Raw genomic sequence first — 23,281 nt, 5'->3', positions numbered from 1 at the left:
TTATGTTTCAGAATATTATTCTAAACTTTGATTTTTTGAGCATCGAAAATAGAATTGTAACCTCAAAAATTCTCTGAGGATTGATTTAAAAAAAGTGCCTTGATTGCGTCTATTTAATGATTGAAAATTGCAAGAAAATTTTATCCACAATTTCAATTATTTATCCACACTTTTCCACGTATTTATAATAAGTAACTGATAATCAGCTTATTATATAATAAAATTATAAGCCGATTTTGTGGATAAAAGTAGCTATCTTAAAAAAAAGGAAGATTTAAATCTTGAAATAAGTGGATAATTTCCAATTCCAAATTTTATTCTAAACTCGCTTAATCTTGCTTCTGACGAATGAGGCGTTTCCTATATGCATTGAATATTCTGGATTTAGAAACGAAGCCTAAATAAATCCCATTTTCAATTACTGGGAGGTTCCAGGCTCCTGAGCTTTCAAATTTTTCCATGGCTTTTTGCATATTTTCAGTAGCCAATAGGATTTCTGGAGGGCTATGCATTAAATCTCGTATAAAAACGGAATCTTGTTGTGATTGATCAAACATGATATCTCGAATATCATCTAAAGTGACAATGCCTCTAAGTGCTTTTTTCTCATCCACAACCGGGAAGATATTTCTCTTCGAAATTTTAACCAAATTGGTCAAGTCCTTTAATTTGGCATCCGGATGAACCGGCAAAAGGTCCCGTTCAATTACATGGGTAATATCAATTAACTCCAATAATTCTTGATCTTTTGATTCAGGTAGGAATTTACCTTTGTCTTTTAATTGAAGAGAGTATAAACTATCCTTTTGATAATAGGTAGTGGTGATAAAAGAAATTGCAGATACAAACATCAAGGGGACGAATAGTTCGTATCCTCCTGTAATTTCAGCGATAAGGAATATCGCTGAAAGTGGTGCATGCTGGACTCCACTCATGACCCCGCACATAGCTACCAAAGTAAAAGATGCCAGTGGAAGAGGAATGTGGAATCCAAACAGGTTTTTGGAATAGGCAAAGACAAAACCTACGATACCTCCCACATAAAGAGAGGGAGCAAATATCCCTCCGCTACCACCACTCCCAATGGTTAAAGCGGAAGCAATAGGTTTAAATAAAATGATCAAAACCAAGAAAATGATAATCATATAAGGATTCTCGATCACGGAGAAAAATGGGCTTCTATTCAAGATTTCAGCCGACTTTCCTTCAATCAATTGGTTTAGGGTATTATAACCTTCACCATATATCGGCGGGAAGAAAAACACCATAAAACCTAGAAAAGCACCTCCATATAGCATTCGCATCGTTTGGCTTTCCAATCCTTCCAGAGCTAATTCTGTTCTTCTTACTGCACGGTTAAAATAAAGCGATACTAATCCACAAATAATACCTAATAACAGGTAATAGGGCATGTGGGAAGCCTTGAAGTTTTCTGTGAAATTGAAGTTAAAAATGGAATCTTTCCCAATTAGTATCATTGAGGTAAGCGAACCCATCACCGAGGCAATGAGTAGAGGGATGAAACTTGCAGTGCTTATTTCCATTAGGATCACCTCAATTGCAAAAATCACCGCTCCAATGGGCGCTCCGAAGATGGCTGAAATAGCAGCGGCGGCACCACAGCCAATCAATAGGGTTCTTTTTTTTGCATTTAAATGCATCAGCAAGCCTGTATTGGAACCGATGGCAGACCCGGTTACCACCATGGGTGCTTCCAAACCCACGGAACCTCCAAAACCTACCGTCAGCGCCGAAGTAAATAGTCGGCTATACATTTTTACCCTGGGAATGAGGCTTTGCTTCTTGGAAATAATAAACAATACATCCGGGATTCCATGTCCCCCCACATCTTTAAAAATGTATTTTCCTACAATATACGCAGCTGTAATCCCTATCATCGGATAAAGGATATATAGAAAATTGGCGTATTCGTTGTAAAAGTCTTCTGTTAAGAATTCTTGGATGGCATGGACTCCACTTTTTAAAATGACAGCCGCAAGACCAGATACTATTCCTATGATCCCGCTAAGGATGATAATAAAGGATTGATTACTCAGGTGTCTGAGTCGCCAGATTAGAAGCTTTGTGATAAAATCTGTTTTTGGCAAAATTCAGCGGTATAGTCTTAGAAACAATCCACAAATTACGCATCCTTTCAGGCAATCCGAAAGATTAAGACTATTCTTTCAGTAATTCGCGGTCTAAAGCTAGGGTGCATTTAAGAATCAGGTTAACTGCTTCGTAATAAAAGTCAGGTTGTATGTTTTTAAAATCGTCACTTGGTTTATGATAATCCGGGTGATCTTCCACTCCAAAATAAATATGAGGAACTCCCTTTTCTAAGAATGCCCCATGATCTGAGGATTTACTCCAATCATCTCTTCCCGTATCCGGTAAATCATGCCCAAAGACCAAAGTTGGAGTAAGGCCTGAAGAGGCTTTTTCCAAAATCGGTTTTAAATCCGGGTTTTGGTAAGTTCCAGAAGCATATAATTCTCCCTGATTATTTCTGGAGATCATATCCATATTAATATTCAATTCAATCGTTTCAAGCGGAAACGGGAAATCCCTGACCAAAGCTCTAGCACCTTGTAGCCCCATTTCTTCTCCATCCAAAGCGGCAAAAATCATACTGTGCTTCGGTCTATTCTTTTTAAAATATTCTGCCAAGGCTATTAATGCGGCGGTTCCTGAGGCATTGTCATCCGCCCCGTTAAAAATGCTATCGCCATCAATTGGACTGCCTACGCCCACATGATCGAAATGGGCTGTGATTACAATCAATTTTCTAGATTCACTTCCTGCTACAAAACCTACCACATTGGCGCCATCAAGTCGATCATTGGATCTTCGGCTTTCAAAAGAAAACTTTTGCTGGAACTGAAGATAATGGGTTTCTAATCCAATGGATTTAAACTTTTCAATAATAAAATTTCTGGCTTTTAAGTTTTCTGGACTGCCAGTTTTTCTCCCTTTGAAGTCATCTGAAGATAAATATTCTATATTGTCCAATAGCGATTTTTTATCCACTTGTTGAGCTTTGGAATAAAAAGCAATTAGGATAAACAGAAAACTTAGGAAAGACTTCAGATTAATCTGCATCAATGAAAATATTTTTCGTTATGTATATTCGTAAAATTACTAAGCAAAAGGACATCACCTATTTCTTCGAATGAAATATATCTTATCTCTCGTGTTTGTTTTCATTTTCCTACATAAAGGAATGGGACAAGGCACGCTTCCTGAAACTTTTTTTGATGGAAAATCGATCGTCATGGTTTCGAATGACCCTAGTGCCAGACCTGCGATGGAATGGAAAGCATTAGCAGATAGTGTCCATTCAGCTTTGGTGGAGGCAGGGGGAGATCCTGTGGGATATTTTGAGTTGGAGCAGGTAGCGATATCAGATGCTGTTCAAGCAGATTATGCCAATGCATTTTCAAGTCGGTTGGTCAAAAATATCATTTTTGTAACTCGGCAAAAAAACAACACGTCCATTCATGTTGCACCTTATACAGGGAATGCTCAAATGATCCCTTCAACCAGTTTAATTGGCATTAGCGGGCCTGATTTACAAACAGCAGCTAAACAATTTGCATCACTTGGGGCAAACACAAGGTCCAAGAACTTACTGGTAATTGATGTGCCTGAGTTTCCCAATATAGGGCAAAATGAGACTTCTTCAGCTCAACAGTTTATAGCAGAAAATCCCTTAAACCTTGAAGTATTTAAACTAGGAATTCCGATTGAAGGCTCCTCCGCTGAATCTGGTCTATTAAGCTATTTCAGGTATGATATGTATGGGAAATCCCAAGCTACTATTTTAGCAGAGCAGGAAGCTCAAAAATCGGGAATTGAACAAATATTGAAAGCTGAATATCCCTATGCCACGGAATGGTTAACGGAAGCAAAAACCGACCAGGAATTAATTAGAGATCGGGTACAGTTCTTATTGGTTAAGGTAGAAGCTAGAGAGGCAGATATGATGAAAAGTATGGGGCTGGAAGTACCTTCTGGAGATTCTACCAATCGTACGGTAGTTAAATATTATATCAAACTAATCGTTCGAAATGAGCTATATATAGGCCCTGAATGGGATGCAGATCCAGATTGGCAAGTTGCGCTTCGAAACTTCTTGAGGAATCTAAAAAAATAAACCTCCAGAGGAGGTTTATAGCTGAATCAATTTTTGGGTGACTGAAACAACTTCTGTGATATGTATAATTGAATGTATCTACATTTAATGTTGCTAATCAAACCCAATTAATTGGATTTTCCAACCATTTTATAAATTTTTTATAATAAAAAGGCAATAATGTTATTTTTTTACTAAACCTGTATTTTTAGTAGAGGTTTTTATTTAGAAATGGGATTAAAGCAAGAATAATTGCCTGAGAATAATAGGCTTTTCTATCTACTACTCCATGGGTGAGAATTCCTACTGAACCGCCTTGCTGCTTGGAATTAAGTTGACTAAAAACCTGATCATCAGCTTCACCAAGTTCCATTCCTGATTTGATGAGTTTGGTTACTTCATCGGGAAGATAAAAAGTCCCGGTTTTTGACTGACTTGATTTATTTTGATCACTTTCAATGTAAATCCAGGCAAAGGCAAACATTCCATGTTCGTCTTCATCTACACCTCCTTCTATTCCTACCCAGAAATCTGCTTCAGGAAATGTTTTTTTAGCATTAGTCGCTCTGTTTTTAGCTCCTTTCAAAGTTTCTTCGTTTCCAACGGGTTGATCCGAAACCCCGGAGGATGTATTTACCCCATTGACTAAAAATGATTTTGAAAATGCTTCTGAAAATGCTGATTCTGTACAGGAAATCTTGACAGGGTTTTTACTTCCTACAATGATTAATTGTTTTTCAGCATCTTGAAAATTTACTCTTTTTGGAAAATTCATAGACATAAAAAAGCCCAGGCAATTGCCTAGGCCATGTTTGTAAATACTTGATTGACATCATCATCTTCTTCCATCTTTTCAATCATCTTATTGATGATTTCTTCTTGCTCTTCTGTCAATTCAGTTAAGGAAGTAGGGAATCTTTGGAAATCTGCACTTATTACTTCAATCCCTTTTTCCTCTAATGCTTTTTGCATGGTGCCAAAATCTGCAAACTCAGTGTAAACAAACAGTTCACCTTCGTTCTCATCGATTTCTGACAGTCCGTAATCAATTAACTCTAGCTCTAACTCCTCCATGTCCCAATCGCCTTGTGCAAATCGGAACACCGCTTTATGGTCAAACATAAAACTTACAGAACCAGATGTTCCTAGTGAACCACCGGCTTTAGTGAAGTAAGAACGTACGTTTGCTACAGTTCTATTAATGTTATCAGTTGAAGTTTCTACAATGACGGCAATCCCAAAAGGGCCGTATCCTTCATATACTACTTCTTCGTAATCTTTTTCATCCTTATTTGAAGCTCGTTTGATCGCTGCTTCAATTCTGTCCTTGGGCATTTGTGCTCCTTTGGCATTTTGGATGATTGTTCTCAATCTCGGGTTGGACGCGGGATCAGGACCACCGGATTTAACCGCCATCACTATTTCTTTCCCTAGACGCGTAAATACTTTGGACATTTTGTCCCAACGCTTGAATTTTCTTTCTTTTCTGAATTCAAATGCTCTTCCCATGGATATACTTTATTAGGGTGGTAAAAATAACAAATCTTTTTATCTATAGGCTAGTCCAAGTTGGCGGATCTTCTAAATAGGAAAAAGAGAGGGGAATTTTGTCCTTATCTATTTCTAATTCGTTAGCTAAGAAAAACTACAGCCAATGTTACTACCCGCAGAAAAACCCATTCCAAATATTCCTGAAACCAATCTTCCCAAACTAGTCATTGTTGGAGGTGGTTTTGGGGGATTAAAACTTGCCAGAAAGCTGATAAAGGGGCCATTCCAAGTCATTTTACTGGACAAAAACAATTACCACCAGTTTCAGCCACTCTTTTATCAGGTGGCCACAGCTGGATTGGAGCCCAGTGCGATTTCTTTCCCTTTAAGGAAGATATTTCACGATACTCCAAATTCTATTTTTAGAATGGCTGAGGTACATTCTTTTGATTCCAAAATCAAACGACTTTACTCTGATATTGGATACATAGACTATGATTACCTAGTTCTGGCAATGGGGGCAGATACCAACTACTTCGGCAACCAGTCTATAGAATACAATTCCAGTCCTATGAAGACGGTATCTGAAGCACTTTACATTAGAAATAAAATCATTTCCAATTATGAGCGTGCCATCAATATTGAAAAGCAAGAAGATAGGAAGTCCTTGATGAATGTGGTGATTGTAGGAGGCGGTCCAACTGGAGTGGAATTGGCAGGTGCTATGGCGGAATTGAGAAACAATGTTTTCCCAAAAGATTATCCTGAGCTGAATTTCAGCAATATGAAAGTAGTCTTGATTGAGGCAGGTCCAAAACTCCTGGGCGCTATGTCAGAGGAATCACAAGATCATTCTCTTAGATACTTGCAGAAGTTGGGGGTGGAAGTAATGCTGGATACCAAAGTACAGGACTATGATGGGGAGCAGGTAAAGTTGGAAGGGAAAGAATCAATAAGTACCCATACTCTGCTCTGGGCTGCTGGGATAAAACCGAATTTAATCGATGGGCTAACGAAAGAGCATTTTGCTCCTAATGGAAGAATCTACGTCGATGAAATGAATCGGGTGGTTGGAGAAAAAGACATTTTTGTTTTGGGAGATGTGGCTTTACTGAGAGAAGAAAAGTATCCCAAAGGACATCCTCAGGTTGCTCAGGTAGCCATGCAGCAAGCTGAAAACTTAGCCAAAAATTTAATTAACCTGACCAAAGGAAAGGAAATGGAGCCATTTCGTTATAAAGACTTGGGTTCTATGGCTACAGTTGGCAGAAAATTAGCCGTAGTAGATCTTCCTTTTATAAAATTTCAAGGTTTAATGGCTTGGCTAACCTGGCTTTTTGTCCACCTGATGGCCATTTTGGGAGTTAAAAACAAGATGTTCATCTTTATGGATTGGGCTTGGAATTATTTGAGTTTTGATCCTAGCCTGAGATTGTTGATCAAGCCAAAATATGTGAAAGCCAGTGAACGTAAAGAGTTAATTGAAGAAAAATAGAATTTAAGGTTTGTTAACAAGGGTTTTGGATTTCCAATTAAACTATCTGCCAAATGGCATGTCTAAAAGACAAACAAACCGTAAAACAATGAAAAAGCTAACTATTGCATTGATGCTGGTCTTGATGGCTGGTGCAGCTGCATTCGCACAAGAGGCGAAGACAAAAGAAAGACCTACTCCTGAAGAGAGAGCTCAAAAACAAACAGAGATGATGGCGAAGCAGCTTGAGCTTTCTGAAGCTCAGAAAGCAGAGATTTTGGCAATCAATCTGGAAAATGCCAAGAAAAGAGAGGCGGAAATGGAAGCCAAAAGAGCCGAAATGGATGCTAAAAGAGAAGAAATGAGTGCAAGGCGCGAAGAGATGAAGGTACAAGATGAAGCAATCAAAAAAGTATTGACTGAAGAGCAACGAGCAAAGTGGGAAGAATTAAAAGAATCCCAAAGACATCGAAGGGGAAGAAGGCCTGGTGGAGAAATTAGAGAAAGAGGGGAAATACCAAGAAGAAGAGGAGATAATTAAAAATAGGAAAGCCATCTGCCGAAGCGGATGGCTTTCTGTTTCGCAGGGTTGTCAACTAAACAGGGATTCTATTGGATAATCTGAGCTTTTAGGCTCAATCAATACCTGCGATTTCTTCTTCCACCTGGAAAAACGATTCGTCTTTCATTGGTAGAGATGAACTTCCCATAAGATATTCATCTACTTTTACAGCAGCTTCTCTTCCTTCTGAGATTGCCCAAACTACAAGTGATTGACCTCTTCGCATATCTCCGGCAAGGAATACTTTGGAGTTTGTGCTTTGGTAATTTTTGGATTTTGGAAGGGTATTTTCCATGGTGGCTACACCAAATGCATCTAATAATCCATTTTGAGCTGGGCCTGAAAATCCAATGGCTATGAATGCAACATCACATGGTTCTACACGTTCGGTGCCTTCCACTTCCTCAAAGGTCATTCGACCACCATTTTCCTTCCATTCTATATCTACTAATTTCAATCCGGTCACTTCACCCTCCTCATTTCCGATAAACTCCTTGGTTAAGATGGAGAACATTCTTTCTGAACCTTCCTCATGAGAACTGGAAGTTCTCAAAGTCATCGGCCACTCTGGCCAAGGGTTTAGGGTATTTCTTTGCTTTGGAGGTTTTGGCAATAATTCCAACTGCGTGATAGACTTTGCCCCATGTCTATTTGAGGTACCTATACAATCACTTCCAGTATCACCACCACCAATGACGAATACATGCTTGTCCTTGGCTGAAATTGGATTCTCTTCCAACTCCCCATTGATCACCTTATTTTGGTTACCAAGGAATTCCATTGCAAAATGTACTCCTTTTAACTTATCTCCATTGATTCTTAATTCGCGAGGTTGTCCTGCTCCCGTACAAATCACCACTGCATCAAAATTTCTAAGGATATTTTCTGCCTTGATATTGAAACCTACTTCTGTTCCACAAGTGAAAATCACACCCTCTTCTTTCATGATGTCGATTCTCCTGTCGATGACCCATTTTTCCAATTTGAAATCTGGGATTCCATATCTAAGAAGTCCTCCGGGTTTGTTGTCTTTTTCAAAAACAGTAACCTCATGACCTGCCTGATTCAATTGATCAGCCGCAGCAAGTCCTGCTGGGCCTGAACCAATGACAGCCACCTGTTTACCAGTTCTTTTTTCAGGAGGCTTAGGCAGGATCAAGCCTAGCTCGTAGGCCTTTTCAGCAATGCTCTTCTCGATCAATTCAATTGCAACAGGATCTTTGTTAATTCCTAAAACACAACTTGCTTCACATGGAGCGGGGCATATTCTACCCGTAAACTCAGGGAAATTGTTGGTGCTTTTCAGAATATTAATCGCTTGCTCCCATTCCTCATTATATACCGCATCATTAAAATCAGGGATTACATTCCCCAATGGGCAACCGTTATGACAAAACGGAATACCACAGTCCATACATCTTGCCGCTTGGTGGTTCAATTGTTCACCGGAAAACGGCTTATAGATCTCTTTATAATCGCCTACCCTTTGCTTTGGGTCTCTTGATTCAGGCGTCTCTCTTTTGAATTGTAAAAAACCTTCTTTCGCTCCCATCTTACACCAATGATTTAGATTGTTCTGAAGCTCTTTTTTGTAAAACAGCTTTGTAATCTCTAGGGATTACTTTAATAAATTTCTCTTTTGACTGATCCCAATTTTCTAGGAATTTCGTTCCCAACTCGCTTTCTGTGAGTTTCACATGTCTCTTCAGGAAGGATTTTATCGTAGCAAAATCTTCTTCTTCCAAGTTGTCGATATCCACGAGTTCAGGATTGATTTCTGTGATATAATCTTTCAGAATATAGGCGATACCACCACTCATTCCAGCAGCAAAGTTTCTACCGATCTCTCCTAAATTGATCACTAAACCACCGGTCATGTATTCACAACCATGGTCTCCTATGCCTTCAATCACGGTTTTTACACCAGAATTTCTTACACAGAATCGTTCTCCTCCTTTACCATTGATATAGGCTTCACCTGAGGTAGCTCCGTAGAAAGCCACGTTGCCAATGATGATGTTTTCCTCTGGCTTGAATCGTGCATTTCGGCTTGGATAAATAATCAGTTTTCCTCCTGAAAGGCCTTTGCCAAAGTAGTCATTGGCTTCCCCTTCCAATTCAAAGTTTACTCCTTTGGTGAGGAAGGCTCCAAAGGTTTGCCCTGCCGAACCAGTAAACTTAAACTCTATAGTGTCATCAGGTAATCCTACACTTCCGAATATTTTCGAAATTTCATTCGAAAGCATGGCGCCTACCGACCGATCGGTATTCTTTATTTGGAAATTTCCTGTAGAAGGAACTGCCTGCTCCAAAGAAGGATGAGCCGCTTTGATCAATTGTCTATCCAGCACACGCTTCAATTCAAAATCCTGATCGATTTGCTTATGGATACCTACATGATCTGGCACTTCTACTCTGTGGAATATTGGAGTTAGATCTACTTTATCCCACTTCCAATGGTTTAGATGTCCTGTAGACTGAAGAATATGGCTTTGTCCCACCATTTCATCGATGGTCCTAAATCCAAGAGAAGCCATGATTTCACGAAGATCTTGAACCAAGAAATTGAAGTAATTCACTACATGGTCTGGATCTCCAGTAAATAGCTTTCTCAATTCTTCATTTTGAGTAGCAATTCCTACCGGGCAGGTGTTTAAATGACACTTACGCATCATGATACAACCTTCCACTACCAAAGCAGCTGTAGATATTCCCCACTCCTCAGCACCTAATAAGGTAGCAATCGCCAAGTCCCTACCGGTTCTTAATTGACCGTCAGTTTGTAGCGTTACTCTACTTCTCAGGTTATTTTTCACCAAGGTTTGGTGTGCTTCGGATAGACCTAATTCCCAAGGTAATCCTGCATGTCGGATTGAACTCAATGGGGAAGCGCCCGTACCTCCATCAGCACCTGAGATCAATATTACATCTGCCATTGCTTTGGCCACACCGGCAGCTACTGTTCCTACACCAGCTTGAGAAACCAATTTTACGTTGATTCTGGCTTTTCTATTGGCATTTTTTAGATCATAGATCAATTGGGCCAGATCCTCAATAGAATAAATATCGTGGTGTGGTGGAGGGGAAATCAATCCTACTCCTGGAGTCGAGTGTCTTACTCTTCCGATCCATTCATCAACCTTATGTCCAGGAAGCTGACCACCTTCACCCGGCTTGGCACCTTGGGCCATTTTGATTTGAAGTTCGGCAGCGTTAGAAAGGTAATTACTGGTTACTCCAAATCTTCCGGAAGCTACCTGTTTGATAGCGGATCGTTCCCAGTCTCCATTTTCTTTTCTTGCGAATCTGATTTCATCTTCTCCTCCCTCTCCAGAATTACTTTTTCCTCCAATTCTATTCATGGCAATAGCCAAGGTAGAATGTGCTTCATGGGAAATTGATCCAAAAGACATCGCACCAGTAGCAAATCTTCGCATGATGCTAGATGCAGGTTCTACTTCGTCAATTGAAACTGTAATTCTCTTTTTGAATTCGAATAGACCTCTTAATGTAAGGGCGTCCTTGGATTGCTCATTAATTTTATTGGCAAACTTCTTATACAAGCCATAGTCATTAAGTCTGGTAGACTTTTGAAGTAAGTGGATAGTCTCTGGATTGAATAAGTGTTTTTCACCTCTTCTTTTCCATTGATAAACTCCTCCTGTTTCAAGAACTGGGCTTTTGGTTCCGTATGCAGCTCTATGTCTGATCAATACTTCTTCTGCCAATTCATCAAATGAGATTCCGGAAATTCTAGAAATGGTTCCTTTAAAGCATCTATCAATTACTTCAGGCCCTAATCCCAAGGCTTCGAAAATCTGAGCACTTTGATAGGATTGTAGTGTGGAGATACCCATTTTGGAAAGGACTTTAAGTAAACCTTTGCCTATGGCTTCCTGGTAATTGGTTAGTACTTTTTTACGGTCTTTTACTTTTGTAAGCTGCCCATTTTCATACATTTCCAAAAGTGATTCCAGCGCCATATAAGGATTGATTGCTGAAGCACCATAGCCAATAGCAGTAGCAAAGTGATGCGTCTCGCGAATATCTCCAGACTCTAACACCAGACCAGCTTTAGTTCGGATGTTGTTTTTCACCAAATGATGGTGTACAGCTCCGATAGCCAATAATGATGGAATAGGAGCCCATTCCTCAGAACTGTTTCGATCAGAAATGATCAGAATATTTTTGCTGTCCTTGATTGCTTTTTCGGCCTCCATGCAAAGTTTCTCAAGAGCTTCCAGAAGTCTTCCTGGCTTATGATCTGTATTGAAATGCGCATAGATTTTCTGGCTTCTATAGCCAAGGTGCTCCATGTTTTGGATTTTATCCAAATCTTCATTTAACAATACCGGTTGAGAGATATGAATCTGTCTGGTATGTCTTGGACTTTCCTCTAATATATTATGTCCCTCTCCCAGACGGGTAAATAAGGACATTACCAATCGTTCACGAATCGGATCAATTGGTGGATTACTTACCTGAGCAAAAAGTTGCTTGAAGTAATTCGAAATATGCTGACTTTGTTTAGATAGAACGGCCAAAGGAGTATCTGCTCCCATTGAACCGATGGCCTCGTAGGCGGTATCACCCATTGGGGCCAGCACCACTTTGAGTTCCTCAGAAGTATAACCAAATACCGTTTGGCATTTCTTTAGATCTTGAGAATTATAAGGATGAGATAATTCCTCCGGATCAGGCATCAAACGAAGCTTGATTCGTTGGTCTGCCACCCATTTTTCATAAGGTTGTTTCGTGCAGATTTCTCCTTTTACTTCCTCGTCAAAAAGTACTCGTTTCTTTTCCAAGTCTGCCCATAACATTCTGCCTGGGCTAATTCTCCCTTTTTCAACAATGGTAGCTTCACGAATCGGTAAGGCACCAGCCTCAGAGGAAAGGATTAATCGTTGATCTTTGGTAATAAAATAACGCAAAGGTCTTAGACCGTTTCTGTCCAAGGTAGCTCCAACAGATTTACCATCTGTAAATAAAAGCGCAGCAGGACCGTCCCAAGGCTCCACCAAAGAAGCATGGAATTTATAAAATGCCTTTCTGTCTCTATCCATGACTTCATTGTCTTGCCAAGCTTCTGGCACCAGCATCATCATGGCATGCGGAAGTGATCTTCCGGTAAGAGTCAGAAGTTCTACCATCGCATCCAGGTTAGCAGAATCGGAATTCTGACTGTTTGTGATAGGCAAAAGCTTTTTAAGTTCCTCTTCTGAATAGTACTTCGTTTTCATCAAGGATTCCTTTGACTTCATCTTGGTCACATTACCTCGAATGGTGTTGATTTCACCATTGTGGGAAAGAAATCTAAATGGTTGAGCCAACCTCCAGTTCGGGAAGGTATTTGTAGAGAATCTAGAGTGAACGATGGCAAAGGCCGATTCAATTTTGCTGTTTTGAAGGTCCTTATAGAAGGCTAAAACCTGATCTGTTCGAAGCTGTCCTTTATATATAAGTGTATTGCTACTTAAACTCGCAAAATAGAAGGAGTTATTTACCCCTGGAATCTTAGAGTTGATTTCAGAAGTAGCATAATTTCTCAATAAGTAGAGTTTACGCTCTAAATCAATTCCAGTCAATCCTTTTTTATGCTTGACAAATAATTGCTCAATGTTAGGCATTACTTCCAAGGCACCTGAACCAGGGACTGTTTCATCCACTGGGACCTGTCTGTACCCAATCAATTCAAAGTCCAATTCCTCAATTATTTGATTAAGGAGTTCTTTTGATTTATGAAATAACTGCTTGTTTTTAGGGAAGAATGTCATCCCCACACCATAATATCCAGCCTCAGGTAGATTGATTTCTGACCTTGCCGTAATATCCTTCAAGAATTGATGCGGTACTTGTATAAGTACTCCAGCCCCATCTCCCGTTTTCGGATCGGATCCTCTGCCCCCACGATGCTCCATGTTACTAAGCATGTATAAGGCATCGCTAATTGTCTCGTGGGAAGGTACTCCCGACAAGTCGACAACTGCACCAATACCGCAGGAGTCATGCTCAAACTCCGATCGATACAACCCTTTTTGCATTTTTCTGTAGAATTTAATAGGTTCAAAATTTCCAAAAAATACAGAAAAAATTTCTTTCATTAAAATTTAGGCAATAAACCAGCCTTCTAAATGCCTTATTTTTTATGAGATTAGAGATTTTTGATTTTTTCGCAAAAAAGTAGAGGGTTTAATAAAACCTAGTTCTGTTGAAAAATGTGATAATTTTAGAAGGAATAGGGTATAAAACAACCAATAATTGCCAGAAAAAATGTGAATTTGGCAAAAAGTGGTTTTTATCGAAAAATTTTAAAAAGAAATAAATTTTTTTTGAGAAAATTTGATTTCACCTTTTTGTTGAAATTAGTATTTGGAATTTAGCAATATATTATTTTGCCATGGACGAATAACTAAGAATCAACTACTTAAAGGCTTTTTCAGTCCGTAAAATTAGCAGTATTGCTTTTTGGGTCTCCTAAAAGATGAACTTTGACTTTTTTGATTTTTCTGGCGTCAACGGCAAGGATAGTAAACTCGAAATATTCGAATCTTATTTTGGTTCCGTTTTTCGGCAGTTTGGAATTTAGCTCCAAAAGTAAACCTCCCAAAGATTCGTTTTCACCTTTGACTTCCTCAAATAATTGAGGGTCCAATTCCAGCTTCTTGCAAAAGTCATTCAATGAAACTTTCCCTTCAAAAATAAATGTGCTTTCATCAATTTCCTGAAAGAAAATATCGTCTGTGTCATCAAATTCATCATTTATTTCACCGATAATTTCTTCAATCAAATCTTCTAGGGTAACCAAGCCAGAAGTTCCGCCATATTCATCCACGACTATGGCCATATGAACACGCTTCAATTGGAAATCTTTCAGCAAGGTGTCTACTTTTTTATTTTCAGGGACGAAGTAACTTTTCCGGATCAGGTCTTTCCAGTTGAAGTTTTCATCTCTTTCTATAAAAGGAAGTAAATCTTTGATATAAAGTATCCCTGAAATATTGTCAATGGTCTCATTGTAAACAGGAATTCGGGAGAAGCCACTTTTATTGATTTTGTCCATTAATTCATGGAAGTCCATTTCCTCATCAATTGCAGTGATTTCCATTCTACTTCTCATGACCTGCTTGACAGTCAAAGTCCCGAAATTCACGATTCCTTTTAAAATATCGCGTTCTTCTTCTGGAGTATCCTCAGTAGTCATTTCCAAAGCTTGATTCAATTCATTCACAGAAAGGGAATAGCCTCTTTTTTGAATGTTTTTCTCAATGAGGTTACTCATGGCTTCCAAGAATATGGAAATGGGTTTCAATATGGTACTGAAGAAGCTGATACTAGGGGCCATGATCAAACTAAACTGCATGCTCGCTTTTGCAGCATAGACTTTTGGGACTATTTCCCCAAAGAATACAATGGCGAAGGTAACTCCGATCGTTTGGACAAGGATGACGATGATTCCGGTGGCATTCATACCAAAGATCGACCAGGATACAAAGGTGGTTAAGGTGACAATTCCAATGTTGATCAGGTTGTTAAGGATAAGTATGGTGCTCAGCAGGTTTTTAGGTGCTTCTACCAATCTGATCACTTGTTTTGCTTGTCCGGATTGATCGAGTTGAAGTGAATCTAAATCTTCGTTGGATAGGGAGAAAAATGCTACTTCTGATCCAGAAACCAACGCGGAACCAATCAGAAGAATAAGAAAAAGTAAACTGTTAAAGATCAGGTAGCTTAAGCTTAATTCGCTGATCTGTGCGAGTAAATGGTAACTCGGATAGGGGTCGTCCATGGATAATCCAGAATGTTTAGGACAAAAGTAAAAAAAAATCCCCCGAAAATAACGTTCAGGGGACTGTAATTAAAATGGAAGATCATCATCTCCTTCATCCATGACCATTTTGTCACCTCCTGAAGGGGCCGGAGCTGCTGTTGGCTTGGATTGAGGATTACTAGCTTGACCTGCCGGCATATTTCCACCTTCTGGTTTACCGCCCAGCATGGTAAAGCTCAACACACGAATTCTTACCTTTTTTCTGTTTTGACCTTGTTCATCAGTCCATTTATCAGATTTTATCTTTCCTTCCACATAGATTTGACTTCCCTTCTTTAGGTATTGCTCAGCAATCTTGGCCTGCTGACCCCAAAGTTCCAAGTCATGCCATTCCGTTTGTTCAACTCTATTACCATTTCGGTCTTTATAGGCTTCTGTGGTAGCTAGACTGATATTTGCCACCACGTTATCTCCTTCAAGATATTTTACTTCAGGGTCTGCTCCCAAATTTCCTACTAATATTACTTTGTTGACTCCTGCCATATTTTATGAATATTGTGAATTTCTTATTGAAAGAATGAAGTTACTCAAATCCCCTGATCAGTCAAAAAATTTACAATCAACTTAGGCTTGGCCAGTTCGTCAATTTGGTCCTCTTTGACCAGTGTGAAACCCTCTTTATTGCACCAATCGGCCAATTTATGATAATTCTTGCTCGGAATTTCTACTTCTGAAAATGTAGCATTCAAACGTTGATGCGACAGAATATGTCGGTATTTCTTTTCATAATGTTGAGTTTCTTCCCCTTCAAATGATTCCCAATCAATTGGATTTTTACTTACACCTTGTTCTTTGGAAGGAAAATCAAAAAGCCCTTCCCAGATATCTCCAGATCCTCTTTTATTCCAGACCCACTTGCTTCCGCATTTGATCAGGTAGTAATGGAAGTTCCTTTCTCGGATTTTGAGCTTCTTTATTTTGACGGGAAGAACCTTGGTCAGTTCATTAGTATAAGCAAAGCAATTGGATTTAAGGGGACATTCTGTACAATTGGGGTTAGTGGGCGTGCACTGTCTGGCACCGAAATCCATTATTGCCTGATTATATTCATCGGGCATGTCCCGTGGAATGATTTCATCTGCTAGTGCTTCAAATTGTTTTTTCCCTTTACCGCTGGCAATGTCTGTATAAATTCCGAAATATCGGGCAAGTACTCTGAACACATTTCCATCCACGACAGCTTTGGCTTCCCCAAAAGCAAAACTAGCAATGGCGGAGGCGGTATAGCTTCCTACGCCTTTTAATTTTAAAAGTCCTTCATAGGACTCTGGAAACTTTCCATTCAGCTCAGTGCAAATGTATTTTGCACAGAAATGGAGATTTCTGGCTCTACTATAATAACCTAGACCTTGCCAAAGTCTCAAGACCTCTTCTTCAGGTGCATTTGCCAAGTCTTGAACTGTTGGATATTTGTTTACAAAGTTTTCATAATATGGTAAGCCCTGGGCAACACGAGTTTGTTGAAGGATGATTTCAGAGAGCCAAATTTTGTATGGATTTCGTGTTCCTCGCCAAGGTAAATCTCTAGGATTTTCATGATACCAGCGTAAGATTTGATATGAAAATGCTTGAAAGTCAGTGTCTTTATAGTTCATGAATGTGAAAATTCTATCTTACAAATCAAGCTAATTTTTGTCATTTTGTTTTTTAATTGCGATGGTTCTTGTACATTTGCAGTCCCAAAAACACTTGGTTAATAGGTTGTTAAGCTTATTTCATAATTTCTAAATTAAAATTACTGTGACAAAAGCAGAAGTAATCACTAAGATTTCAGACAAGACAGGAATCCAAAAGGATGATGTTACACAGGCCGTTGAGGCTTTCTTCAAGGTAGTAAAAGATTCTATGTCTGAAGGAGAAAACATTTACGTAAGAGGTTTTGGTAGCTTTATCAATAAGAAAAGAGCTAAGAAAATCGCTCGTAATATTTCTAAGAACACAGCTATCGTTATTGATGAGCACTACATTCCAGCTTTCAAGCCTTCTAAAGTGTTTGTAGAGAAGATCAAGAATAGCAAGAAAATTAAAGAATTGGCTCCTCAGGATTAATCTGAGAAGATAATTTGACATGAAAAAAACTCAGCTCATTCTCATTGTTGTGGGAATCATCGCCATAGCAGGGCTTTATGCCTTGCCTAGTGTGGTGGTGGATAATGAGGGCGAAGTAGATGCAATTTCTCAGGATAATGCAGGTGCAGAGTCCTCGGATTCCAATTCGGTTGCCATGCATGAGGCTGAGTTGACTCCTGATCAAGAAGCTGCTGTAGCTTCACTCAAAGGAAGACTGGACAATGGAGATTCAGATTTGAATACTGAATCATTATTGGATTCTTTGGGTTCTATTTATCAGGAGTTGGGAAAATTTGACAGTGCAGGCTATTATTTTGGCTTAGCTGCAGATGAGAGCAACAATTTAGTGCTGGCTGAAAAAGCCGGAGAATCTTACTACGAAGCTTTCACATTTGCGTTAGACGCCAATAAGGTAGCATTTACTGCTGAACAGACTCGAAAGTACTTAACTCAGGTGTTGGAGAACGATCCCACCCGATTGGATTTGAAAACCAAAGTCGCCATGACTTATGTTTCGTCTTCGAACCCTATGCAAGGTATTACGATGCTTCGGGAAATTCTCGAGCAAGATCCTCAAAATGAGGATGCTTTGTTTAATATGGGTATCTTAGCGATTCAATCAGGTCAATACAAGCGAGCTGCGGAGCGTTTTGAGGAATTGATTCAATACCATCCTCAGAATCTTCAAGGTCAGTTTTACCTTGGGGTGAGCTATTTTGAAGCCAATCAAAAGAATAAAGCAAAAGCTCAGTTTGAGGCAGTGAAGGAAATGACAGGGGATGAAATGATCCTTAGTAGTATCCAGGGCTATCTTGACAGGCTATAAATTATTATATCACTTAAATTCTAAAGACTATGCCTTGCGGTAAGAAAAGAAAAAGACATAAGATCGCTACGCACAAGCGTAAGAAGAGACTTAGAAAAAACAGACATAAGAAGAAGTAATACACTTCTTCTTATTCCCGTTTTTTAACACACGTTCATTTACATAATAGTTAGACGCGATTTTGAGTACGGAATTATTAATTGATTCTGCTCAAAGTGGTAGTCGAATTGCCCTCCTTCAAGATAAAAGCTTGGTTGAATTGCATTCCGAAGGGATGGATAATCAATTCAAGGTTGGTGACATTTATTTGGGTACGGTCCGAAAAATCGTCAATGGGCTCAATGCAGCCTTTATTGATGTTGGTTATGAGAAAGATGCCTTTCTTCATTACCAGGACCTTGGCCCGAATTTCAACAGCCTGATGAAGTTCACCAAAATGGTGCGCAACAACAACTACAGCAATTATAATTTGAAGGGTTTTGACAACGAACCTGAAATAGACAAGATTGGGAAGATTTCCAACATCCTGTCTAAAAATAATCAAGTGTTAGTACAGGTCGTTAAAGAACCCATCTCTACAAAAGGACCCCGACTATCCTGCGAGCTCTCTCTACCGGGTCGTTATCTCGTATTGGTTCCCTTCTCAGATTCTGTGAATGTTTCTAAGAAGATCAGAAGCAACGACGAGAGAAAAAGACTTTTAAGGCTCATTAATTCGATCAAACCTGCCAATTTTGGTGTGATTATTCGCACTGTGGCAGAAGGTCAGTCCGTCACTGAACTGGACAAAGACCTTCGAAATCTTCTCACTAATTGGGAAGAAGGAATGAAAAAATTATTGAAAGCCAAAAGTCGAGACAAGGTAATAGGAGAGATGAGTATGGCCTCCTCATTAGTGAGGGACCTTCTCAATGAATCCTTCGATGCAATTACCGTAGAAGAAGAATCCACTTACGATCAGATCAGATCCTACATCAGGTCCATAGCGCCTGAGAAAGAAAAAATTGTCAGGCTTTACAATGGTAAAGCTAAGCTATTTGAAAATTTTGGAATAGAAAAGCAGATCAAAAGCCTGTTTGGACAGACGGTCAGCCTTCCTCAAGGAGGGTATGTGATCATCGAACACACCGAAGCCCTTCACGTCATTGATGTGAATAGTGGAAATAAATCCAATCAGGAAAGTGACCAGGAATCAACAGCATTAAAAACCAATCTGGTCGCTGCGAAAGAAATTGCCAGACAGCTGCGCCTCCGAGATATGGGAGGTATTATTGTAGTTGACTTTATAGACATGAGAAGAGCCGAAAATAAAAAGGTCGTCTATGAAGCAATGAAAGAAGAGCTAAAACTGGACAGATCTAAGCATACTGTTTTGCCGCTGAGCAAATTTGGGCTCATGCAGATCACCCGCCAAAGAGTAAGGCCGGAAGTTAATATTGTTACCAAAGAAACCTGTCCTGCTTGTAATGGAACTGGAAAAATCCAGGCATCTATTTTAGTTGCCGACAAGCTTGAAAAAGATCTGGAGCATATAGCTACTATCCAAAACGTGGATCATATCCACATCGGGCTGCATCCCTATCTGCACGCATACTTTACTACCGGTTTTATTAGCCGCAGAGTAAAGTGGTTTTTAAAGTATTACAAATGGATTAAACTGATTAAAGATTCTTCCCTACCGGTAACGGAATACAGATTCTTAGATGAATCTGGAGAGGAAATAGAACTTCAAGTAAAAAGCGAGACTAATTAGTCTCGCTTTTTTTTTGATCTTACTTCCTAATCAGAAAGTTTCATTGTTTGATAAATTCAAATGTGGACCAATTTTCCAATACTTTGAACTCGGGTTTATTGCTAAAAAAATCATAACTCAACATCAGTTTTTCTACCCGAAGTGTATGAGGACCAGGAGCTAGTTCTTTTAAATCAAGCACCGCTTGATAGATTTTTTGCTTGGTATTGGGGAACCTCACTTTGGACCATTTGCTCACAGGTATTAGTGAATCGTTCACATAGATACGGTGTAAATGTGCTGTTTCTGTTAACTCCCTCCATTGTAAGGAGTCTAATTTTCCCGAAAAATTTTTCTTAATGTCTTCCATTACTTTTCGATCTCCCTCGTATCTAGCAATGCTGATTTCTATGATATTGTCATTCGTGATTTCCTGATCTATAAATGCCCTGGGGTATCTTTTTTCAGGGTCATGGTAATCCTCAAAATGAAGGTATTTGGCCGGCCATTCCCGCTCTATGGGGCCTCCAATATTTCTTTCATTGTCAAACATGCCAAAATCCTCTATATCTGTCATGATAATGGGAATGGCTAAAATAAATATGAAGAAGGCGTAAAAAACAGTGAACCATTTACCTAAGTTACTTTGATAAAGGGATGAAATCGAACTGATGATGGTACTTGCATACCATTTCTTGAAACGGGTTCGCCGTGAGGAGATCGAAAAGAACACAAAGCCAAGAACCGTCATCAAAAAGATCAGATATATAAATAGAAATGGTAGGTCCAACCATATATAGATGGAGATTAAAATCCCTAAATAGACTGTTAAGATTAAAAATGTAATTACGAGTGAAACCGGAAATGCAAAGGTCATACTGCAAATGCGCTCCAGCTTCAAAACCATTTCATCTGGTTTTTGATAGTGATAACCTTGCCCGGATTTAAACAGGTTTTTTTCAATCACACCTTCGGGAAATGCATAGCTCAACCCCAACAGACCTGCCCAAACAAACCTCAGGATTAAATGAACCACGAAAAAAATTTTAAAAACTGAAATGATGGTAGAAGAATAAACCAAAATTAAGATTGCCGGCAAAAAACCTGTTCCCAGATCTTGAATGAGGTAGGCCGCAAATTCAAAAAGTTGGGAAGGAAAAGCAAAGAGAAAGGCAAGCGTAATACCTGATATGATGACCTCAGGTTCCCAACTGTTTCTCTGAAGGTTTTCTAACCAACTTAGTTCTTCCTGTCTTTTTTCAGTATCTAATTTGTCTTCCATAAAAAATTGTGATGGTTAACCATCCAGCCAGCTTTTAAAAGCTGAAGTTTTGTCACGACTTATCAAAATGTCCTGATCTTCACAATTAATCAGTTTGATTTTGAGTCTACTATTTGAATAAGTGAAAATATCTGAAATTGAGGAATATGAACAAAGATATTTTCGGTTTATTCGGAAAAATAAAGTGGGGTCAATCTGTGATTCTACCTGCTCTAAAGTGCTGTCCAACACATACTTTTTACCCTCATGGGTTTGTAAAAAAGTAACGCGCTCTTCACTATAAAAGAAAGCAACTTCCTGAATGGAAATACTTTGAATTTTTTCTCCAAACTTCACTAAAAATCGGTTTTTAAAGCTGGACTTTTCTTTGGTAATGAGCTGCTGAATAAGTGATAAATCCAGGTTTTGATTAAGCTTCTGTTGATTAAATTTATCTATTGCTCTTTGTAATTCCTCAGGGTCGATGGGCTTTAATAGATAATCCACAGCATTGACCTTGAAAGCTTTAATGGCATATTGATCATAGGCGGTTGTAAAAATGACCGGAGTTTTAACACTCACTTGCTCAAAAATCTCAAAACTGTTTCCATCTGCCAATTGAATGTCGCAAAACATCAAGTCAGGGTTTTCATGGGATCGCAACCACTGAATGGTTTTTTTCACCGTGTCTAGATCAGTAATGAATTCTGAAGTAGGAAAGTAGTCCTTTATAAGACCCAAGAGTCTTTTGACAGCTGGTTTTTCATCCTCAATTAGTAAAATCTTCATTTGAATATTTTTAATAATGGAAGCTGAACAAGAAACTCATCTTGTGTTTGAGTTATTGTAATTTTTTTATTGCTGAGATGAAGGTATCTTAAACGGATATTTTCCAGCCCAATCCCTTTATTAGTGGTTGTATTTCCGGATTTCAATTGTAAGGTATTGCTTACCCATAACTCATCCTCTTTCTGAATAATATGAATAAAAAGCGGGTTTTCCTGACTTGCAATATTGTGTTTAATAGCATTCTCTAATAGCAATTGCAATGATAGAGGGGGCAAAAAATATTTATTTACTTGTTGAAGTTGGATGTTGAACTCTAAGCTGTCCTCAAATCGAATTTTTTGAAGTTGCAGAAAGTTTCTAGCAAACGCAGCTTCTTCTTCCAATGATATCAATTCTTCATGTTGGACATCTAAAACGTATCGATAAATCTTAGAAAGTTTTTGAATAAAAGCTGCAGACCGATCTGCATCTTCATACACTAGATTTGATAACACATTTAAAGAATTAAAAAGGAAATGAGGATTTAGCTGGTCTTTTAGTCCCTGATACTGACTAGCTAGTTTTTCGGATCTTAGCTGCTCTGCCTCGATCGCTGATTTTCTCCATTCTAAAAGCCAACTTCTGGTTGTGAATATCGCCATGAATACAAATGCAATTTGCATTGGTACAAAGGTGAAATCCAGTATGGAGCTCCATGGGATTTTAGATAAGTTAAATTGGCCCTGAAGGTATGCAAAGGAAAATACAATGATAAAAGATACGACAAATGAATACACCAAATAAGTCAGTATGGTGCAAATTAGTCTTTTGAGAGGATAAGAAATCCAGGAAATTCGTTGATCATAATAATCCTCAATTTTACTACCTCCAAAACTCAAGGCCATGGTTATGATGAAGCTATAGAAAAAATCAGGAATCACACCGACAATTCCGTCCCAACTCAAAAAGCATTTGGGACAAAAAAATATTACCAAGATGATGGCTATGCAAAGGTTGATGATTAGGAAGCTTCGTAAGTTATTCCATAATCCTTGACTTTTTTTAGAAGATGATTTTTTAAGCATCGTAGGAAGATAATAAAAAAGAGCTAATTCAGAATAAAGATTCATA

At 38.8% G+C, this 23,281-nt stretch carries 18 protein-coding genes; 6 read left to right on the top strand and 12 right to left on the bottom strand.

The window, feature by feature from the left end:
* Positions 1-329: 329 nt before the first annotated feature.
* Positions 330-2,108, bottom strand: a complete 1,779-nt coding sequence (locus tag BUR11_RS15100; RefSeq protein ID WP_074225810.1) for a chloride channel protein — start codon at positions 2,106-2,108, stop codon at positions 330-332.
* Positions 2,109-2,178: 70 nt separating this feature from the next.
* The gene (locus BUR11_RS15095) at positions 2,179-3,102 is read right to left on the bottom strand and encodes a M28 family peptidase (protein ID WP_074225809.1); all 924 of its coding nucleotides are present in this window, start codon (positions 3,100-3,102) and stop codon (positions 2,179-2,181) included.
* 70 nt (positions 3,103-3,172) lie between these two features.
* On the opposite strand from BUR11_RS15095, the gene BUR11_RS15090 reads away from it, so the two are divergent.
* Positions 3,173-4,156: an NTPase gene (locus BUR11_RS15090; RefSeq protein WP_074225808.1), complete on the top strand. Its 984-nt coding sequence runs from the start codon at positions 3,173-3,175 to the stop codon at positions 4,154-4,156.
* A gap of 187 nt (positions 4,157-4,343) precedes the next feature.
* Here the strand turns inward: BUR11_RS15090 and yjjX are convergent, their stop codons facing one another.
* The gene (gene yjjX / locus BUR11_RS15085) at positions 4,344-4,910 is read right to left on the bottom strand and encodes an inosine/xanthosine triphosphatase (RefSeq protein ID WP_074225807.1); all 567 of its coding nucleotides are present in this window, start codon (positions 4,908-4,910) and stop codon (positions 4,344-4,346) included.
* Positions 4,911-4,936: 26 nt separating this feature from the next.
* Entirely contained in the window at positions 4,937-5,644 is a 708-nt protein-coding gene (locus BUR11_RS15080; protein ID WP_074225806.1) for a YebC/PmpR family DNA-binding transcriptional regulator, read from the bottom strand.
* 145 nt (positions 5,645-5,789) lie between these two features.
* On the opposite strand from BUR11_RS15080, the gene BUR11_RS15075 reads away from it, so the two are divergent.
* Entirely contained in the window at positions 5,790-7,121 is a 1,332-nt protein-coding gene (locus BUR11_RS15075) for an NAD(P)/FAD-dependent oxidoreductase (protein WP_074225805.1), read from the top strand.
* 88 nt (positions 7,122-7,209) lie between these two features.
* Complete coding sequence (locus tag BUR11_RS15070; RefSeq protein ID WP_074226156.1) at positions 7,210-7,641, top strand: DUF4890 domain-containing protein; 432 nt, start codon at positions 7,210-7,212, stop codon at positions 7,639-7,641.
* A 94-nt stretch (positions 7,642-7,735) separates the two neighbouring features.
* Here BUR11_RS15070 and BUR11_RS15065 read toward each other — a convergent pair whose 3' ends face one another.
* The 5 genes from BUR11_RS15065 to mutY form a co-directional block, all read right to left on the bottom strand.
* The gene (locus BUR11_RS15065; protein ID WP_074225804.1) at positions 7,736-9,214 is read right to left on the bottom strand and encodes a glutamate synthase subunit beta; all 1,479 of its coding nucleotides are present in this window, start codon (positions 9,212-9,214) and stop codon (positions 7,736-7,738) included.
* A 1-nt stretch (position 9,215) separates the two neighbouring features.
* Positions 9,216-13,706 carry a glutamate synthase large subunit gene (gene gltB / locus BUR11_RS15060; RefSeq protein WP_074226155.1) on the bottom strand — a complete coding sequence of 1,497 codons (4,491 nt, stop codon included), beginning with the start codon at positions 13,704-13,706 and terminating at the stop codon, positions 9,216-9,218.
* Positions 13,707-14,101: 395 nt separating this feature from the next.
* Entirely contained in the window at positions 14,102-15,451 is a 1,350-nt protein-coding gene (gldE, locus tag BUR11_RS15055; protein ID WP_074225803.1) for a gliding motility-associated protein GldE, read from the bottom strand.
* A gap of 69 nt (positions 15,452-15,520) precedes the next feature.
* Positions 15,521-15,976, bottom strand: a complete 456-nt coding sequence (locus tag BUR11_RS15050; protein ID WP_074225802.1) for a single-stranded DNA-binding protein — start codon at positions 15,974-15,976, stop codon at positions 15,521-15,523.
* A gap of 44 nt (positions 15,977-16,020) precedes the next feature.
* Positions 16,021-17,088: an A/G-specific adenine glycosylase gene (gene mutY, locus BUR11_RS15045; protein ID WP_074225801.1), complete on the bottom strand. Its 1,068-nt coding sequence runs from the start codon at positions 17,086-17,088 to the stop codon at positions 16,021-16,023.
* A gap of 145 nt (positions 17,089-17,233) precedes the next feature.
* On the opposite strand from mutY, the gene BUR11_RS15040 reads away from it, so the two are divergent.
* The 3 genes from BUR11_RS15040 to BUR11_RS15030 all read left to right on the top strand — a co-directional run bounded on the left by BUR11_RS15040 (position 17,234) and on the right by BUR11_RS15030 (position 20,142).
* Positions 17,234-17,542, top strand: a complete 309-nt coding sequence (locus tag BUR11_RS15040) for an HU family DNA-binding protein (protein ID WP_074225800.1) — start codon at positions 17,234-17,236, stop codon at positions 17,540-17,542.
* A 19-nt stretch (positions 17,543-17,561) separates the two neighbouring features.
* Positions 17,562-18,389, top strand: coding sequence for a tetratricopeptide repeat protein (locus BUR11_RS15035; RefSeq protein WP_074225799.1), 828 nt, complete (start codon positions 17,562-17,564; stop codon positions 18,387-18,389).
* Between the two features lie 181 nt (positions 18,390-18,570).
* Positions 18,571-20,142, top strand: coding sequence for an Rne/Rng family ribonuclease (locus BUR11_RS15030; RefSeq protein ID WP_074225798.1), 1,572 nt, complete (start codon positions 18,571-18,573; stop codon positions 20,140-20,142).
* A 40-nt stretch (positions 20,143-20,182) separates the two neighbouring features.
* On the opposite strand, the gene BUR11_RS15025 is transcribed toward BUR11_RS15030, so the two are convergent.
* From BUR11_RS15025 to BUR11_RS15015, 3 genes are read right to left on the bottom strand one after another with little or no spacing between them, the layout of a single operon-like run.
* Positions 20,183-21,403, bottom strand: a complete 1,221-nt coding sequence (locus BUR11_RS15025; protein ID WP_074225797.1) for a hypothetical protein — start codon at positions 21,401-21,403, stop codon at positions 20,183-20,185.
* A gap of 15 nt (positions 21,404-21,418) precedes the next feature.
* Positions 21,419-22,171, bottom strand: coding sequence for a LytR/AlgR family response regulator transcription factor (locus BUR11_RS15020; protein WP_074225796.1), 753 nt, complete (start codon positions 22,169-22,171; stop codon positions 21,419-21,421).
* Entirely contained in the window at positions 22,168-23,280 is a 1,113-nt protein-coding gene (locus tag BUR11_RS15015; RefSeq protein ID WP_234982177.1) for a sensor histidine kinase, read from the bottom strand. The genes BUR11_RS15020 and BUR11_RS15015 overlap by 4 nt, the downstream gene beginning before the upstream one ends.
* Position 23,281: the final 1 nt, after the last annotated feature.

This window comes from Algoriphagus halophilus (assembly GCF_900129785.1).
Lineage (GTDB): Bacteria > Bacteroidota > Bacteroidia > Cytophagales > Cyclobacteriaceae > Algoriphagus > Algoriphagus halophilus.
Note: the sequence above shows the minus strand (reverse complement) of the source record. Positions and strands in the feature narration are given on the sequence as shown.